This is a genomic window from Roseimicrobium sp. ORNL1, from assembly GCF_011044495.1.
Lineage (GTDB): Bacteria > Verrucomicrobiota > Verrucomicrobiia > Verrucomicrobiales > Verrucomicrobiaceae > Roseimicrobium.
In genome coordinates, this window is the sequence record NZ_CP049143.1 from 6,510,935 (window position 1) to 6,529,438 (window position 18,504).

At 60.6% G+C, this 18,504-nt stretch carries 13 protein-coding genes; 1 reads left to right on the plus strand and 12 read right to left on the minus strand.

Features of this window, described 5'->3' with window-relative positions; all coding sequences use genetic code 11:
• Positions 1 to 54: 54 nt before the first annotated feature.
• The 12 genes from G5S37_RS26200 to G5S37_RS26255 all read right to left on the minus strand — a co-directional run bounded on the left by G5S37_RS26200 (position 55) and on the right by G5S37_RS26255 (position 16,119).
• Positions 55 to 2,592, minus strand: a complete 2,538-nt coding sequence (locus tag G5S37_RS26200) for a VWA domain-containing protein (protein ID WP_165208193.1) — start codon at positions 2,590 to 2,592, stop codon at positions 55 to 57.
• Positions 2,593 to 2,653: 61 nt separating this feature from the next.
• Positions 2,654 to 4,525, minus strand: coding sequence for a BatA domain-containing protein (locus tag G5S37_RS26205; protein ID WP_165208195.1), 1,872 nt, complete (start codon positions 4,523 to 4,525; stop codon positions 2,654 to 2,656).
• Between the two features lie 12 nt (positions 4,526 to 4,537).
• Positions 4,538 to 5,134, minus strand: a complete 597-nt coding sequence (locus tag G5S37_RS26210) for a hypothetical protein (RefSeq protein WP_165199474.1) — start codon at positions 5,132 to 5,134, stop codon at positions 4,538 to 4,540.
• Positions 5,135 to 5,202: 68 nt separating this feature from the next.
• Positions 5,203 to 6,123: a DUF58 domain-containing protein gene (locus G5S37_RS26215; protein ID WP_165208197.1), complete on the minus strand. Its 921-nt coding sequence runs from the start codon at positions 6,121 to 6,123 to the stop codon at positions 5,203 to 5,205.
• 15 nt (positions 6,124 to 6,138) lie between these two features.
• The gene (locus G5S37_RS26220) at positions 6,139 to 7,647 is read right to left on the minus strand and encodes a hypothetical protein (protein WP_165208199.1); all 1,509 of its coding nucleotides are present in this window, start codon (positions 7,645 to 7,647) and stop codon (positions 6,139 to 6,141) included.
• Between the two features lie 49 nt (positions 7,648 to 7,696).
• Complete coding sequence (locus G5S37_RS26225; RefSeq protein WP_165208202.1) at positions 7,697 to 8,485, minus strand: hypothetical protein; 789 nt, start codon at positions 8,483 to 8,485, stop codon at positions 7,697 to 7,699.
• 44 nt (positions 8,486 to 8,529) lie between these two features.
• Positions 8,530 to 9,567 carry an ABC transporter ATP-binding protein gene (locus G5S37_RS26230; protein WP_165208204.1) on the minus strand — a complete coding sequence of 346 codons (1,038 nt, stop codon included), beginning with the start codon at positions 9,565 to 9,567 and terminating at the stop codon, positions 8,530 to 8,532.
• Between the two features lie 61 nt (positions 9,568 to 9,628).
• A complete protein-coding gene (locus tag G5S37_RS26235) occupies positions 9,629 to 11,374 on the minus strand; it encodes a hypothetical protein (RefSeq protein WP_165208206.1) in 1,746 nt (581 codons plus the stop codon).
• Between the two features lie 50 nt (positions 11,375 to 11,424).
• The gene (locus tag G5S37_RS26240; protein WP_165208208.1) at positions 11,425 to 12,447 is read right to left on the minus strand and encodes an AAA family ATPase; all 1,023 of its coding nucleotides are present in this window, start codon (positions 12,445 to 12,447) and stop codon (positions 11,425 to 11,427) included.
• Positions 12,448 to 12,878: 431 nt separating this feature from the next.
• Positions 12,879 to 14,231: a hypothetical protein gene (locus tag G5S37_RS26245; protein WP_165208210.1), complete on the minus strand. Its 1,353-nt coding sequence runs from the start codon at positions 14,229 to 14,231 to the stop codon at positions 12,879 to 12,881.
• Positions 14,232 to 14,407: 176 nt separating this feature from the next.
• Positions 14,408 to 14,947, minus strand: a complete 540-nt coding sequence (gene tadA / locus G5S37_RS26250; RefSeq protein WP_165208212.1) for a tRNA adenosine(34) deaminase TadA — start codon at positions 14,945 to 14,947, stop codon at positions 14,408 to 14,410.
• Positions 14,948 to 15,804: 857 nt separating this feature from the next.
• Complete coding sequence (locus G5S37_RS26255) at positions 15,805 to 16,119, minus strand: hypothetical protein (protein ID WP_165208214.1); 315 nt, start codon at positions 16,117 to 16,119, stop codon at positions 15,805 to 15,807.
• A 1,374-nt stretch (positions 16,120 to 17,493) separates the two neighbouring features.
• On the opposite strand from G5S37_RS26255, the gene G5S37_RS32425 reads away from it, so the two are divergent.
• Positions 17,494 to 18,414 carry a hypothetical protein gene (locus G5S37_RS32425; protein ID WP_206026151.1) on the plus strand — a complete coding sequence of 307 codons (921 nt, stop codon included), beginning with the start codon at positions 17,494 to 17,496 and terminating at the stop codon, positions 18,412 to 18,414.
• The last annotated feature ends 90 nt before the right edge of the window (positions 18,415 to 18,504 follow it).

The window sequence follows — 18,504 nt, forward strand, 5'->3', positions numbered from 1 at the left end:
AATTTGCACTTTTCATTTTTCACTTATCATTTTGCATTTCATCCGAGCCACTCGCTACACCGCCTCTTTCTTCCGCAGCGGATTCCATCCGGTCCGCGTCTGCCAGGCTTCGAACACGAGCATCGCAACGAGCGCGATGAGCAGCCAGCGTTGCACATCTCTCCATGCAGGAGGGCGCGGCGCATTCCACACATCACTCAAGTCCACGCGCTCCGCGCCGCCACTGCGCTGGCTCACAGCGCGCAACTCGGTCAGGCGTGACCGATCAAAACTCCACTCGGGGTTCACCACGGAATTGATGGGCCCGAAGGGGAAGGCAGCATCACCGATCTTCACGGCGCCGCGCACGTAGTGCTCGCCTTCGATTTCGAGGGTGGCGCGGAAGTGGCCGGGCGCGAGGCGTTCCCAGCTTACGGGATGTGCCACACCACCGGCTCCTTCGGCAAGCACCAGCTCCGGCGCATGCTGAGCCACGCGGTCATTCCACGTTTCATCAAAGAACAAATCGGCTTTCAAGCGGCTGCCATCCATTCCGGCGCGAAGCCCCACCCCTGGAGGCACCTGCTCGCCCATGAGCCAGCGCCCAAGGCTCTGGCAGAAGCTGCCATAGTTTTTCCAGGCGCGTGTCTTCTGGGAAAAGTCACCACCCAGCGGACAGCTCACCGCCGCCACGCGCCCTGCCCCGCGCTGCCAGAAGGCCACCAGGGGAGCGGTGTATTCATCAGACGTCACCGCCGCCTGTGTGGCCCCGGGACGGAGGTAGCTGAGATTGTAACCGTCCGCCTGCGGCATCCACTCCATGGCTCCCGCGGCCATTTCCATCCAGCCCGGAGTGCCTTTGATGGCCACAGGCTCTTCAACGAACGCAGACCTCGCCACTGCGACCGTCTCCTGCGCAAAGAGCGCGGGCAGTTCATTGGGATTCGCATTGAAGAAGATGCGGCCGTTGCCACGCTTGGCCACGTCCTTGAGGAAGTCGGCGTCGGGATCCTTCTCCGTGCCGAGGCCAATCACGCTCACGGTGGCCTTCTCCTTCTGCATCTCTTCGAGGAGCCGTTTGTATTCACCAGGCTCCTCAGCGTCCGCGGCGTCCGCGAAGAGAATGACGTGCCGTTGTCCCACCTGCGCCTGCTGCAGCTGCTTCCATGCGGCAACGAGCCCCTGGTAAACGTAGATGCCGCCACCGGTGCTTTCCACCCGGCGCACCACATTCTGCAGCGTGCCGCGATTCTGGCCCACGGCCATCAAGGGCGCGATCTCGTGCGCCTCACTATCCACCGCAAAGACGCTGACGAAGTCATTGTCTCCCAGCAGTTCAATGCCGCGCGCAGCGCCTTCGTTCGCCAGATCCATTTTTTGCAAGGAGGTTCCGGGCACGGTCATCGCCATGCTGCCAGAGCGGTCCATCACGATGGCCAACGCCACGGCGAGCTTCCGATGTTCCTGCTTCATCTCCATACTCACCGGCAGCAGTGGCTCCACCGGTGAACCAAACCAGCCACCCGATGCGAAGCTGTACTTGCCGCCAATCATGGCCAATCCACCGCCCTGATGATGCACAAAGAAATCAAGCGCGCGCACAAACTCCGAGTCCATGCGATAGGCCGGGACATTGTTCAGCACGACAACCTTCGCTCCGGTAAGCGAACCCACCTGCAACTCATTCAACGCCGTGACCACCTGCACGTCGAATCCCTGGGAACGCAACACGTCAGCGAGCGGGTCCTTCTCATAGGCCGTGGCCAGGATTACGCGCGGGCCGCCCTGCACTTCCACCCATTGAGCAGCGGTGTTGTTTCCCACGAGTGAATCATCCGTGGGCAGCAACGTGGCCTGGTAACGGAAAGCGCCGGCGCCACTCAGCCGGTCGGTGAAACGCAATCTGCCCACTCCATTCACCACTTCCACATCGCGCTTGCCGATGCTGGCGCCATTGCGGAACAACTCCAGTGGCACCTTGCCATCCTGATCCGCGAGCACCACGACCTCCGCGAGAAACGCCTCGCGCAACTGCACCCGGCGGGGCAGGACAAAGGCCGCGATGCGCCAGTCATTCTTGGCCGGCTGCGCCGCGAGTCGATAGTCCAATGGCACGCCCTGGCTGCCGAGTCTCTCCGTCAGACCATCGAGGGGCTCGGTGCTGTAGCCGTCCGTCAGCACCAGCAGACGTGAAGCGCGCTCGTGCCGCATCTGCGCAAGCGCGTGGCCCGCAGCAGAGTTGATGCGCGTGGCTCGTGTATTCCCCGCGAAGTCCGTACTTCCCGCGCGCAATTGCGCGCCGCGCGTCACCGCCTCATCCGCGAAGTCCACGAAATGCAGGCGATCCGCCGCCTTCTTGGACCGTTCAAGGATGGCCTCCCACTCCTCCAGCTTGGGCATGAGAAGATCCTTCGCTGAATCCGATCGATCCACCAGCACCCAAAGATCAAGACCATCGCCGTGACGCCGCACCTGGATCTGGCAGAGCAGCAAAGTCACCAGCAGCAGGCAGACCACCCGCAGTGGCTTCTCCAGACGCAGGCCGCGCCAGTACCATCCCGCAGCGGCGAAGAGCGGGATCAGGAGCAGCCATTCAGGATGGAGCAGGCGCATGGTCGAAAATTTCTACGGGAGAGGAGGGATGATGGAAAATAGTGGAAGTGGATACATCACATCAGGTAGCGGCAGGGACCGCGGCGGGAGATGCCGATGACTTGGAACGCGGCCGGCCCGACTGTCGCCAGGCCCACGCCGCGAGCAGGCAGGCCAGAATCAACAACACCCACAGCGCAGTGAGCGGATCCGCCTCCGTCTGCTTCAACGCGGCTTCCCAGCGACGCTGCTCCACGGTGTCGACCTTCTTGGCCAACTTGAAATCGGCCTCCCGTGTGTCGGCGAACTGAGCGGCGCCGCTGACCAACGCCTTATCACCCTGCTTTACCTGGAAGAATCCCACCATGGCCGGCAGGCGGCCCTCATAGCGTGTCACCTTGCCGTCGTGATGCAGCATGAGAGGCGGGGCTTCCGGCGATTCATCTGCGGCGACAGCAAGTTGCTGTCCGGACTCAAAATTGCCAGCCCAGGGCTCTGTCATCCCCTGGCGAACATCTTCAAGAAAGCGATGGATCATCACCAGCATGGCGGGATGTCGCGGAGCATTGGACTGGGTGATGTCCCACGCGAGCAGCAGCCGGCGGATGGGCTTGTTGTCCGCCGTACGCCCGCGCCGCACCATGGCCAGCACGCGTTCGCCTTTCCAGAGGAGGGGCTCATCATCCTCGGTCACCGTGAGCTCGGTGGGACGGGGCGTGAGCAGGCCCATCCAGTTCATGTCACGCACCAGGGGATGCTCCTCGGCGATTGTCCATGCACCATCCAGTTGCATTGCATCCCCACTCTCCACGGGGAACTGGATGCCCGCCGTCTCCAAGGGTGTACCCAATTCTGATACAACAAGATGGGGCTGGCGAATCGCGGTGCCCGACGCATCGGTGGCCGCCGTGCCGGCATTGGCACTGGAGGTGCCGCGCAGGTTCACCTGCTCCGTGGCGCTCAGCATCTTGCGCCAGAGGTCGCCGGCCTTTCCTCCCAACCGCACTTCCGCATCCACCACCCGGGGACGAGGTTTCTGAAGCGGTAAACGATCATCCCACTTGAAACGATCTCCACCGAGCACGAGCACCGCGCGCTCCACCTCCGGGGGGAGCTCACCTGTCAGTGTCATGGTTTGTCCCGGCGGCAGCGCCAATGGACGCTTTTGTGGTGGTGTGGTGGCTGCTCCCGCAGGCAGGTCCGGATACTCCACCCACCACTCCTGCTGCACGGGTTTGTCGCCGTGGTTCTGCACCAGCGCCTTCCACTTCATGCCGCTCTTCGCGTCTCCAGACGCGCTGGCCAGCTTCACCTCCGCTCCGGCGAAGCCCACGTTCTGCAAGGGCTCCGCCGCCGAGAGTATCGCCACGTCCGAGGAGACTTCGATTTCACGATCCGTGACGAAGATGACAATGCCGTTCGTCTTCACCAGGCCACGCGCAATGAGCAGAGCATCGTCCGGTCGATGTGTGCCCTGCGTGGGCTCCCATGTGTCGAAGGCGTTCAAGACTCCGGCCATCTCTGCTCCGGCGTAGAGGGTGGGCTTCTTCGCGTCTGACTCCAGCAGGTGCCACTCGGTATGCGCCGCCGTGCGAGCCCAGTCGCGCAACTTCTCCGCCAGCAGCGCGCGTGTCTCCTCCTTGTACGCGCTCATGGAAACGGAGCTGTCCAGCACCACGGCCACGGTCTGCCGCGAGTCCTGCCGTATCCAGCGCGGCTCCACCAGCACCCACGCCAGAAGCAGTGCTGCAAGCAACTGCAACCAGAGTGGCACCGAGTTCCGCAATTTCTCAAACCGCATGCCACCCACGCTCTCCGGCTTCACGCGCTCCAGCAGGAAAAGCGTGCTCACGCGCACGCGGCGCGAGCGCTCTTGAAGGAAATGGATCACCAGGATCGCCGGAACGGCGAGCAGGGCCCAGAGGCCAGCGGGATTGGCTAGGAGGAGTCGCACGTGATGAGTTGCTTACTGATTGGCGGGTGCAGGTGCAGGCGAGGGTGATGGCGCCGGAGCGGGAGCGGCAGCAGGGGGAGATGGCGGTGATGCACCCGGGGCAGGAGCGTTCTTCGGCGCGTTATCAAGCAGCTTATCCAGCGCGGCGCGGGTGCCGTCGTCGGCAGTAGAGGCACGGGCTTCGAAACCTTCTCCTAGATCGGAACGCGGCAGGGCGTTGATCTTTTGCTCCACCTGCTTCAGGCGATTGGCGGCTTCGGCCTTCTGCACTTCGTCGTTGGACGCAGTGGCCTTGGCCTGCTGTTCCTTCAGCTTGGCCTGCTCTGCCTGGAGTTTTGCTTTCTCGGCTTCCACGGCCACATCGGTGGCGGTGGTCGCAGGAGTCACGGCTTCCAGTTCCACCTTCGGTGGCGCTGGCTTGGGCGGCTCTTCCTTCGCGGGCTCAACGGCTGCCACAGACTCAGGAGTCGTGGCAGGCGCAGCCGGGACAGGAGTGCTTTCAGGCTTCGCGGTCGCCTTCGTCACCGGCGGCACCTCTTCCTTGGAGCAAGATGCCAGGGCGACAGCCAATGAGGCGATGAGCGTGAAAGTGAGGCTTCGAAATCTCATGACTCGGTTGCGGGGTTCGTTCATCGGCAGCTGATACATTTCTACAAGCATTTAAACCAACGGCCCGGCTACATCTCGATGCATCCCGAGCTCACCGCCTCGGCCCTCAACGCGGCGAGGATTTCCGCTTCAGCAGGCACACGGGCGAATCCAATGCCATGCCGCACGCACTGCTCACGCCACAGGCCGAAGTGCGTGGCATAAGCGCGGAGATAACGCGTCAGCGTGTCCTTCTCCACACGCCGCTTGTCACGCGTGGCGGACTCGCATTCTTCAAACTCGATATTCCCATCCCAATCCGGTTGGGATTCTTCCAGGCAAAATGGCGCGAGAACTACCGCCCGCCCCTTGCCGGCCACGAGCAGGTTCGTCGCGCGATCCGGTGGTGATTCACTGAGCAGGTCACTCAAGAGGATGCGCAAGGAACCTGTACGCATGGGGGTGCGATCCAGCAGCGAAGGCAGCAACACGCCGCTGAGCTTCTCACGCAACGGCCAGTCGTAGGCAAGGATACGGTCGACCGGGATTTCGCGTGCCTCGTCGTCCAGCATGTGCACCTTCGTGGAAGCTCCGAGACGCAACGCACTCTCCACGCAGAAATACAACAGCTCCCACGTGCGCGTGGTCTTGTGCTCGGTGAGGAACATCGAGGGACTGGCATCGAACAGGATGTCCACGCGTGGCGTCACCTCCTGCCGGTAGAGCTTCATGGTGTAGGTCCCGGATCGCGCATATGCCTGCCAGTTGATATGACGCGGATCATCCCCCGGCATGTAGGGGCGCTGATCCTGGAAATCGATCGAGCTTCCGGTACCCTGCCCCAGCACGCTACCCGCCGTACCGCTCCACTGGCCACTGCGCAGCGGCAGGCGCGCCACACCCGTCACCGCCTTCATGCGTGCGTGGATCGCCGCCAATCCCGAGGGAACAGACGAGGCGCCCTTGGCATTCGACCTAGCTGTTGCTGTGGCAGTGGTGGTGGTGGCCATGATGCTGGGTGATAACTAGGCGGCGTTGGAAACGGCCGGGGGAGAAGTTTCGAGCTCCTCGGCATCAGCCTGCGATTGATTTTCCAAGCGGGAGATGAAGCTGAACTCCTTCATGGCGCGGAAACCCAGGTACAAAAAGAGCACCGCACACACCGGAAGAGTGAACATGGTGTAGAAATGTCCCAGCGGGCTGTCCACGCCCTCCTCCATCAGCACAAACCACGCACTGGTGGGAAACGGCGCAAGCCAACGGAAGGCGGTTTCTTCATCCAAATTGGGGGCATTACCCGCCACCTGCGCGACCACATAACACAGGCCAAAAAGCGCCTGCGTCAGCACATAGAGCCAGATGGGCTGCCTCGCTCGGGGGAAGAGCAGCATCACGACGACCGGCGCGATGACGGAACTGAAGATGATGGGCACCATGAGACGCGACGCCAGCAGATAGCCCCCGACGTCTCCAGGGTGGAACTTTCGCACCAGACCCAAGCCGATGCCGAACACCATGCCTGTCAGAATCAGGGTGAATACCAGACCGGAGGCCCAGCCGGGATACAGCACGCGACCGGCGAGCTTGCCAAAAAAGCCAATCCTCGCGAACCCCGAGTACAAACTGGGCACATGCTGGGTGCGCTCGCTCAGCGACTCCAGGAGGACCCACGCGGTGGCCACGGCACAACTCACGCTCCATATCATGGCGGCATACTCGTTCCCCAACCACGCCAGCAGCAAGCCAATCGCGCCCATGAGAAGGATCACAAGCCGCTTCCGGCCCGAGTGGTTTTCAGAGATGGGAGCAATGCGTGAGGCCGCAATTTCCAGCAGCAGATACACGTGCAGCACCGCAAGCAGCGGCAGCATCCACACCAGCCACGCGCCCGGTCCTCCAGTGGCCAGGGCTGAGCGATCAAACAGTGGCGGCATCGCGATGCACACCGCAACGAAAAGCCCGAGCACCACGAGGATGCGAATGGCAACGTGCGAACTGGAAAGGGCGAGGGCAGCCGCCGTAAGCGCCATGGAAGCGAGTATCAGGATCCCGATGACGGTAAGATCGGAGATGATATCCACCTCACCAAAGAAGTAGCGCAACACCGCATAGGGCAGGATCGCCGTCACCACCAGGAGTGTCTGTGCAACCAGCGCCACCCACTTGCCCAGGACAATGCGGAACGCCGTGAGATGCGTGAGCTGCACCAGATCCAGCGTGTTTACCTTCAACTCCTCACTCACCGCCGTGAGACCGCGCGCAGGCATCAGGATTAACAGTGGAATCCAGATGAACGCGGCAAAGAGCCAGGCGAGCCCCCCGCCACCGCTCCCTCCATTCGCCACTTCCAGCAACTGGATGCCCGTGATGAAAATCATCGCCACCTGAATGAGGATGAAGGTGGTGATGAACATCTTGGTCTTCAACCCCTGGCGCAGCTCCTTCACGAGGATGGGACTGAGCCAGTCGGCAAAGTCCATGCCATTCGGAAGAATGCGCTCAGGTGTTGGAGTGGTGACTGCGACGGAACTCATGACTTGGGAGAGAAAGAAAAGGAAAGGAAAAGAAGAGAGGAGGAGACGCCTAGCTGATGCCCGGTGGCTGCCAGTAGTCCACGGAACGCCCATCATCGAAACGGGACTCCACAATGGCCAGCGGCAGCATGGCCGCAAAAACCGCCACAATCAGCCAGATAAGGACGGACATGAAAACGCCCACACTCCAGTCCCGGCTGACATCGATCATCTTCCACAAGATGCCCTCAAAGATGGGCAGGCCGAAGAAGATCAGCAGTGCGCCCACCACCGCGCGCCACACCCTTGGCATGATGCCCAGGAGCAACCCCCACGAGGCGATTACCGCCGAGCCCAGGCCAATCCACCCGAGCCTCAGGAAGTCGCCCACCACATCGACCCCGCTGAAGAAGTAGCGGAGGGTCACGTAGGGCAGCATGGCCGTCATGATCAGTCCCACCATGAACATGGTGACGATGAGCTTGCTGATCGCGATGCGCCGGGCCAGCACCCCGGAGACCCGCAGCAACGGCAGGTTGCCGGGGTCGATATCCGAATCCGCGATGAAGATGCCTCGCAAGGGCAGCAGAACATGCAGAACCAGGGTGATGTTCGCGAAGAACAACACCTCTCTCAGGATCGATTGGAAAACTGAAGCCGCACCTTCCGCAGAGTCCTGCCAATAGAGGAGATGCACGGCCACCAGGGACACCATGCTGAACTGCACCCACAGAAACAACCAGATGAACCACCGGCTGCGCAGGCTCTGGCGCAGATCCTTGACCAGCAGCGGGCTGAACCAGTCCGGAAAGTCTGGTGCAGCAGCCTGCTTGGCAAGGGTGGTGGTAGTGGCAGTCATGAAACGATTCACACTGGAGGCGGGGGAACTACAGGCGTTCTGATTCAGGTTTTCCTCGTCGCGCCGTCCACGGAGATTTTGCGCAGCATGTCGACAAAGGCGTCTTCCAGGCGGCGCTCTTCACGGCGGAACTCAATGACCGGCACGCCATCGAGAATCATCTTCTTGAGGCCCGCGGCAAGCACGAGGGGGTCATTGCTTTCCACCACGAGACGCGCACCGTCGCGGCGCTCCTCCACCAGCTTCCAAAGTGGATTCATGGAAGCCCACTGCGTGAGCAGGTCTCCAGAGCCGGCCAGTGAGATGTCCAGCAGCACCTGCGCGTTGCCATTGGCGCCATTGCCATGGTCGCGGCGCAGCGATTCCGCGGAGCCGTGGTAGACCATCTTGCCGCCGTCGATGAAAAGCAGCGTGTCGCACATCTCCCCGAGCTCGCTGAGGATGTGGCTGCTGATGAAGAGCGTCTTGCCGCGCTGCGCGAGCAGGCGCACGAGATTCTTGAACTCCAGGCGCGCTTTGGGATCGAGGCCGGCCGCCGGTTCATCCAGAATCATGAACTCCGGATCCGGGAGCAGCATGCGACCGAAGCAGAGACGCTGACCCATGCCCTTGCTGAGTTTGTTCATCGGACGATCCGCCAGCACGGTGAGATCCGCGAAATCCATCACCTCCTCCACGCGCGTCTTGCGCTGCTCACGCTTGAAGCCATAGGCGCGGGCGAAGAAGTCGAGGTATTCAAACACCGTCATGTGCGCATAGGTGCCGTAGTGATCCGGCATCCACCCGATGAGCCGACGCACGCTGCCCGGTCGCTGCACCACATCCATGTCCGCAATGCGGATGGTGCCACTGTTCGGCACATCGAGAGTCGCCATCATGCGCATGGTGGTCGTCTTCCCTGCGCCGTTCGCGCCGATGAATCCCACGACCTGACCGCGGGCAATATCGAAGGAGATGTCCCGCACCGCATGCACGTTGTCGAAAACGCGATTGAGCCTGCGCACCGTGACAAGGGTCTCCGGCAACGGTGGGGGTGCAGCCGCCGGGGCAGGTGCAAGTGTGGAGGCGGGTGGTGCTGACATGTCTGCGTTCGGAAAGGAGAAGGATGAGATGATGGGAGAAATCCAACCGGAGCGGCGGCGCCTAGTGTTTCACATAAGGTCCTGCGAGAAGCAGGCGTTCATGATTCCAACGGATGGAAGGCAGAGTGGCCACAGCGAACTTCGAAGCCTCCGCCGCCTCCGCATAGGCAAAGCCGGGACGCCGCTCCACCTGTTTCAACAGATGCGCGATCATCGGTCCGGAGGTCTTGCCGGCATGATCGTTCATCCATTGATTCAGTTCCGCCTCGGTGCTGGCTTTCATGACTTTTTTCTCACCCGTGCCCACATCCTCAGCTGTCCAGACCTTGCTGTTCTGATCCACGATGAACACACGCTGCAGCGTTGCTTCCACGGTGGAGAGCACACTGGGCGCGCCTCCACCCTCCGCGGCAAAGACCTCCACACCGGCACGGCTCGGTCGCACCGTTTGCAGCAGGTGGGCCTGCAGGGAACGGCTGGCAAACCAGGCACCGCCGCGCTTCGTCTCTGACTCCTCAACATTGTAGCGGGACTCCCAATTGGAGGGCTGAGAGGCACTGGTCAGGTTCAGCGGCGCCATCAGGTCCGCATCTGCCCGCTCGAAGCTACGGCCAAGCAACACGCCGGTCTTGACCACCTGTTCCTGGGTCACCGCCACCCGCTTTTGATCTGGCAACATCAAGGCAAAAACCGAACGAGCTCCAGAACCACCAATGCCATCCTGCAGCACCATCAGCGCCAGCAACAGTGCGCTGGCACCAAGCGACAGGAGTGGCGTGGTCCAGAAGAGACGCTGACGTTTCCCCGTTCCTGCCAGCAGGAAAAGATTCACCGGGCCCACCAGCAATCCGAAGATAGCGATGAATCCAAAGATGAGACCTGACTTGATGGTAAGCGGACCGACAATCTCCGCGAGGCCCCACTTTCCACGATAGTCGGACATCAGCTCGCGCCGGGTGGTGTCCTTCACGCCACGTATCTCGCTGACCATGGCCACCAGGGGAAGCGAGTTGCCGTCCCACGAATGGGCATGAATCTCCCCCGCACCCACGCGACGGCCCGACTTCAGCAGCGGCGGCAGGCCGAGTTGCTCAAGACGTGCATCGCTTGTGTCAGCGCAAAGCAAATGCACATCACCACCGAGCGCCACCCACTCGAGCATGGCCGCCTTCGCCGAGCCACTCATGGAGGTCCATTCACTTTCATCCATCCACAACTGCGCCAGTCCCGCGTAACCGCGCCAGTCCTCGGGTGCGCTGGACATGTCCACCTTGGATCCCTGTAGGTTGGCACTGGAATGACTGCTACTGGAGAACTTGCCCTCCAGCGCGCTCCATCCCTTCGCATGCAGCGAGGCGCTCATGCCAATGTACTCCGTGCGGCTGCTGGCGTAGCCGCCGCCGTTTTGCACATTTCCTGCTGCCTCCTCCGCCACGCCGGGCCCTGATACCCGGAAGCCAACATTGGTATAATAGGTGGCTTCAGCCTGCAGCAGTATCGGCGCATACATCATGCGTTCCCCCTCCTTGCCTCCCTCCACGGTGATATCCACGGAGGAGGAGCCTCCATTGTTGCTCTGCGAGGTAATCGTCCACGTGTGCGTCTGCTTCTCCACATTGCGGATGCGAATGCGGATGGGGACGAAACCCGCAGGCGGACAGGCATCCAGCCAGCTCTCCAGACGAATGTCGATCCCGCTCGCCGTGTCCATGCGGGGCGAGAGGACCGTGGCTGCCGGAGCACTGCCAGCGGCGATGCAGCCGAGCAGGGCGAGGGCAAGAATGCGACGATGAACAGCGGGAAACATGAGTGTGTGAAGTGAGGCCGGATACTGACGGGAGCGGCACAAGAATGTCATCAGATCTTCGCGGCGCGGAGCGTCGTGGGCAGCGGCTTGTCCTGCGCGGGTACATTCTCCAACAGCTTGGCGACAATGAGATCCGGCGTGAGGCCTTCGAGCTTGGCGCCGTAGTCGAGCAGGATGCGGTGGCGCAGCACAGCGGGCGCCACATCACGCACGTCTTCATAGCTGGCGTTCAGCCGGTTCTCCATGAGACCGCGCGCCTTGGCGGCGGCAGCGAGTGCCAGCGCCGCACGGGGGCTGGCGCCAAACTTCACCCCGCCGGCATGCGGCTCGCCAGGATGAGTCGCCTTCACCAGTCGCGCGATGAAGTTCGCCACCGGCTGCGGCATGAAGATACGGCGCGAGGCATCGAGGAGGGAATTGAGCGAAGTCTCATTCATCACCACATCCACCTGCGGTTCCACGCCTATCTCGCGATGCAGGACGATCTTCTCGAGTGTCTCCGCATCATTGCTGCGCACTTCCAGCTTGAAGAGGAAGCGATCCAGCTGCGCCTCCGGCAACGGGTAGGTGCCTTCCAGTTCAATGGGGTTCTGCGTAGCGAGCACAAAGAAAGGAGCGGGCAGCATGTGCGACTCCCCCATGACGGTGACACGACGCTCCTGCATGGCTTCCAGCAGGGCGGACTGTGTCTTGGGCGAGGCGCGGTTGATTTCGTCCGCGAGCACGAGGTTCGCGAAGATGGGTCCAGGCTGGAACACAAAGCGGCGGCCCTCAGGTGTGTCCTGCAGCATGGGGTTGCCCGTGATGTCACCGGGCAGCAGGTCTGGCGTGAACTGGATGCGCTTGGCCACGAGCTGCAGCGTTTTCGCGAGACCCTTCACCAATTCGGTTTTTCCAAGACCCGGCAGACCTTCCAAAAGCAGATGTCCGCGTGCCAGCAGCCCGGTGATGACGTGGTTGATCAATTCATCCTGTCCGAAGAGCACTTGCTGCAACGCGGCGCGAAGTTTTTCAACCGAGGCTGCTGCGGTCTGAAGTTCGGACTCGGTGAGGGGTTGGATGGTGGTGCTCATGAGAGATAGTGCAGAGGAATATTGTAAAAATTGGGTGCGCCGTGAATGTCAATCTCTGGCGAACTGTTGCTAAAATGCGATCAACCAGGTTCGTGTGAGTGAGGGGGAACCGACAATGACTTGCTGACGCCCCCACGAGCTGGACTTTCCCGTAAACTTTAGCGGCGATACAATTTTGGTCTGGGAACGACCACGGAAGCTGAACGTGCCATTGCCGCTCACCGGTATCATCACGAAGTGGTCCATGGTGCCAAGGCGCACTCCATGCATCGTACCCTTGGAAACGCGGACGCTGTTTGTGCCGCTTCCAATGGGTCGGACAAAAAACGCCGCGAGACCAGCCACCAGTAGTGAGCAGACCCACCATGCCTTTGCTGTCCTTCGCTGTGCCACCCCTCCACTCATGTCCTGCTGCTGCTACTGCTGTTCTGTTATTTGAAATACCTCTTCAGAGCCTCGCGCTCACTCGGGAGGAGCGAGTTCTGCCAGACGGCAGCGCCACCATCACCGGTGTTGGAAATGGCACCTCCGGCCTTCGGTCCCTGGTAGGCGTTCTTATCCACCTCGTGCTTGCCATCACTCACGGTGAGCAGATCGCCGGGCGCCACACGGTTCATGTCGAGCTGCGAATTGATGGCCTCCGTCTTGGTGGTGTTCAGATTGGTCTCTTCCGAATTCAGCGTAAGCGGCGCAGTACCAGGACCGCGAGTGATGCCGCCGCGACCGGGGTCTCCATCGCCTTCACCTTCGCCAGGCTTGTTGCCTTTGCCGTTCTTGCCCTTTCCATTGCATCCCTGGCATTCCGACAGTTTGAGTTCGGGCGAATTCTTCAGTGCGTCCTGCAGGGCCTGGGCATTCTTCTGCAATTGCTTGGCAAGGTTCTGCAGTTGCTCCTTGCTCATATTCCCCAAGCCATTGGCCGCGGCCATTTGCTGAAGCTGCTGCAGCAGTTGTTCATTGGGCTTCATGCCACCAGTGCGCATGGCCTGCGCGGCGCCACCGAGTTGATTGCCCAGCGAGTCCTTCGCCTCCTGCGGCAATGCATCCCCAGCCGCCTGCAGGGCAGATGCGGCACGCTCGGCATCGGCAAGATTCTGCGAAAGTTCCCGCAGCATCTCTGCGGTTTGGTCGCGCAGATTCCCCGCAGCTTCGAGGCTGCCGTGTTCATACCAGTCTTCCGCCGGGCGCTGGAGCAGTTCGGCGATTTTTTTCTCCACCTCTTCCACCGATTCCTCCTCGACCGCCTTTTCCTCCTGGAGGTTCTCCAGCCATTCCTTCACCTTTTCGAGTTCCGGAGGCGCCTGGACGAGGCGCTTCTTGTTCATCTCACGCGAGCTCACGGGCACCCATGCGGCCAGGAGGAGTACCATGCCGGAAACTGCCAGCACAGTCACAGGACGCTGCCAGCGCCACTGCAACGGCCACTTGATCTGCTCGGGTGGCGCAGGCCACTCCCCCACTCCGGCTTCCGCCGCGCTGAGGCGTGTCTTCAATCCCAAGGCATCTTCCAACCGGATGCGGGCGGCCTGCGGAGTCTCAAAACGGGAGCGCCCCAGCCACCAGGCCAGTGCCGCGCCCATCACGAGTGCCGCGCCGATGGCGTACCACACCCAGCGGAGTTCCACCACAGGCATCCAACGGACAAACAGAATGCCCACAGCGCCAACGAGGGCCGAGCCGAGCAGCCAGCCCGTCCAGTGCTCCAGCCACCAGCCGAAGTTCACGCGTCGCGCCAGGCTGCGGGTCGCGGCCTGCCAATAGCTTGCGGTTTTTTCCGGTGGCATGCGATTGGGAGTCTAGCGGTGTGGAGAGGTGATTGGCAACGCGGAAGTCCCGCTTCACGGAGAATTCATCATGGCTTCACGATGCCTTCACACGCAGACATCCACGCCTTGAAGCAAGGCGCAGAGATCGTGCCTTTGACTCTGACCATTCCGCGGCGCTGGCGTTCGGTCCCGCGCTACAGATCTGACAACCCTTTTTTGTGGAGCAAACCGTTGGCGCGGCGTTCGCGAGCATCGCGGAAGAAACTCTTCAGCACCGTCACGCACTCATCGCCCAGCACCCCGGAGACAATCTCACTGCGATGATTGAGATTCGGCGCCTGGAGCAGGTTCCAGAAGCCACCGGCCGCACCACCCTTCAGGTCAGGGCAGCCAAAGATAACGCGCCGCACCCGGCAGTGCATGATGGCACCGGCACACATGGGGCACGGCTCCTTGGTCACATAGAGGTCGCACTCATTCAGCCGCCAGTCTCCCAGAGCACTCTGCGCCTGGGTTAGCGCAATCATCTCCGCATGGGCAGTGGCGTCCTTCAGTGTCTCCACCTGGTTCCAGGCACGGGCAATCACATGTCCCTCACGCACAATCACTGCCCCGATCGGCACCTCATCCTGCTTGGCGGCCTTGCGCGCCTGGCGCAGGGCCTCCCGCATGAAGTGCTCGTCCGTCGTGATGATGATGGGCTCGTCCCCCGTCCCTTCCGCTTCCGGTTCCATGGGAAAGGCTAAACCGTGTTCCCGCCCGGTGCATGCGAATCTTGAAAGGGGCAGCCATGCAGCAGCAACACACCACCACCTGTCCTCAGCACCTTCGAAGTTTCACCCTGAAGGGGCATACGCATGAACCTAAACGAGAGCGTGCCGAAGACTCCGGTGGGCAATCACGTGCCTTTCGCAGTGGGTTATGTGGCACAGTCGAAGAAGTTCCGTGGCCTACTTCCTTCAAGGCAAACGCCCTTCCTCCAAAGATGCGGTAGGGATGCGCTCCTGCGCGTCCGACTTCAGGAGGGCGGAGGTGGTGTGGAACTAAGGCACGAAACGGCCTCGCCACGTAGCACCTCCCTCCACCTCCGCCCGCTATCTACGGACGCGCAGGAGCCTGAAGATTACCCACAAATCGTGCGAGTTTTCCTGAGGAAGGAGATATACCAGTGAGGCGGAGACAGGGCGGCAGCCCAAGGATCGGGGGCACTCTTGCCCCCTTGGTGGCGAGCCGACAGGCGTAAAATCATGGAGGCAACGCCATACCGGAGCGACTGGGCGCTGGAGCTGCCATCCGCATAGGGGGCAAGAGTGCCCCCGATCCTTGGGCTGCCGCCTCCTTTTCACCTTCCAGGAATATCCTCCCGCGAAGTCTCATTTGAGATGTGGGTAATCCTCAGGCAGGAGCGCATCCCTACCGCCCTTTTTGTGGAGGGCGTTAAGATGCAGAGCCAATGGTATCTCAGGGGCTCGAGAGTGTGTTTGTTTCGACGATGAACTCGCAGGCAATTGTCTCTCCGGCACAAATGAAATCCTCAGGTAAATGCCTGTGCCCTGAAGGGGTGGAGGAGCGCTCCCCATTCACAGCCCGCCTAGGCCGCCACGACCGCCAGCGCAGCCTTTGCCTTATTCAGCAACATGACGCCGCTTACCATCAGGATCGCTCCAAGGATGAGATACACCAGCCGGATATTCTGCCGCTCCAAGGTGCCAATGTAGTGGTCAATGAAGGACACCGCGGCGGCCCCACCGAAAAACATGATCAGCGACCAGACCCACTGGTTGCCAACCTCCACCACCGTGCCCTCTTCACCCGGAACGGTGTTTTCAAAGCCCTTAAGCGCCCAGAAGACGAGAACACAAACGATGAAGATGATCAGGCGCACAGGCCCGAAGTTGAAGCTCATGAAGAATAGTGGGGGGTTGAAAGATGTATTTGTTAGGCAAGCGCAGTCAAAAATCCACTCAAACACTGCACATTCTTTGCTTTATAAATCGGGACTTAGCCAACCTACAGCAATGCTCCCGGGCCTTGCAGTGAAAAGAGCCAAATCGCCGGTGATTGCAGGAATGTAAAATCGGATGCGACTTCATGCTCCCATCACAAATTGCGATCATCTATGACACGTCTTGTATTCATCGCTTGGTTTGTTCTTGTCCTCCTCCCATCGGCGTGGGGCCTCAAGGAGGGAACTCGGACGATGAACCTTTGGGCTGCCGAGGTTCAACGATGGAGTGAAAATCCAACGCGCAACCTGGCTCCTGAGACCGAGTTAATGCGCGATGGGACTGCTCTGCTCCAAGTCAGCACACGCTGGTTCTCGTTTGGGAGTGCTGGTGCCTGCTGTCTCCTCCTGCTGGCCGAAGTCGTTCGATTTAGAAACCGCTCGAGAGGCCAGGAGAAAGTCTTCTGATTTTCGGACACTCTCCATTTGGCTTTGCATCCCCCTAAGGAAGGCTCGATGTATCCTTCCCAACGGGTTCGCGCATCGCGGCATGGAAGTCGGCCACCGTAAACACGTCTTGAGGAGATCTATCTCTCAACAGCGTCCGAATGTGATTGGCAATCTGACCGCGACATCCTTGCATTTTTGCCAGTAGTTCCTGGACCGTGATGGAACGGCCAGGCGGGATATCCACCTCCACCCTGCAGGTGCGCATCAACCAATTGAGCGGTCTAGCCCACGTTCTCAAAACCCTGATCTCTCTTGGTTCCCTGAAAAGAGCGTCTCTGCCCATGAACCATTCAAGCCGCAGATCCTGATGCTTTCTCACCGACTCCAGGTAGGAAAAACGCTCTCCGCCTTTGTGACGAAGACCATAATAGGATCTCAATTGCGCAACGCGAGCGGCATTGACCTTTGTCCCCCATCGAAAGAGGACTGGAGAAAGTATGGCTGGAGGGTCTTGCTTCATTCACACGGTTCAGCACAACAAACGGACTGACATCTTGTATATCATGTTCGCGTCACATCGCTTATCAAGCATCCTATCAAAATAACATTTCCGCAGACTCCTGCATAAGCTTCCGCTGGGCGCGAATCTCCACGTTTCGAAGCATATTTTTCCAAAGTTCACCACTGCATCCCGGTTGCCAGCATAGGCAGCAGTGATATATTCCACACGTATTTCGTGACAAGGGGCGCGGCGGCATCAGGGAAGATACGTCAGGCGCCAGGGAAAGAAAAAGCGGCTGGCACATGCAGTACTTGAACATACGTGTCTCTTCTCTCCGGAGCCCCGCATTCGTGGCGGCGGAACTCGCACAACGGGGAGCGTGGTTGAGCATCACTTCCTACTGCATCGAGCAGGAGAATGGCGGGCGCATCCCGGGATGCCGGCACTGGACGGACCGCCAGATGCTCCAGTTGTGCGGGCTGATGCGAGAGGACCTCGCTGGCGCCTGCGGCCTGTGGTCGTGGGATGGCGATGACCTCGTGGTAGCGGACTATCCCCTGGAGCAGGAGCAAACCTGGCAGGCCAAACGCGAGGCGGGACGCAAGGGTGGAGCCTCCACCTCCGAGGCCAAGGTCGCGGCGGGCCAGGAGAATGGTCGCAAGGGCGGGAGACCGAGGAAGGATGCCTCCACGCTTCCAAGCAGCAGGAACCCAAACAAAACCCAAGCAGAAACCCAACGGAAGGGAATGGGAAAGGAAGAGAAAGAGGAAGGGAACAAAAGGAAAAGGAATGAAAAGGAAGATCCAGCTTCTTCCTCTCCTCCTTCGGAGTGCGAGGGGGCAGAGAGTTTGGTTTTGAATGATGATGATGATGCTTCCTCTTCAAGTTCGGAGAGAGAACACCGGTCGCCCGGAGACCCTCGTTTCCACTCCATCACCCAGCGATGTGGCGATACCTTCCACGCTGCCCTGGGCATGGAGTACAGCTTTCAGGGAGGCAAGGACGGCAGCGCCCTGAAGCGCTTCCTGGAGAACAACGGGAACGTAAGCGCGGAGGACTTCCTCAACGTCTGGACGCAGGCCCTCCGCCGGACACGCGAGGACCCCTACGCACGCCACTGCTCCCAGGCCGGCAGCATCCACGGCCTCTGCACCCGCTGGAATGACGTGCGCCTCGAACTGCAACGCCCAGCAACCGCGAAAAAAAGTACGCACGAGGAACGCTTCCAGCGCTCCGGTGAAATCCCGACGGATGTCTCGATGGCCAAAGTTCGGATATACCGACTATCGGATGCGGACGAATGACTTTCTGCCACTTGGTTGTGAAGTCCAAAAGTGCAGGGCTTGGAGGATGACACACGTTTGCCTACTACGAATTGTTCGTCCCGACCAGGA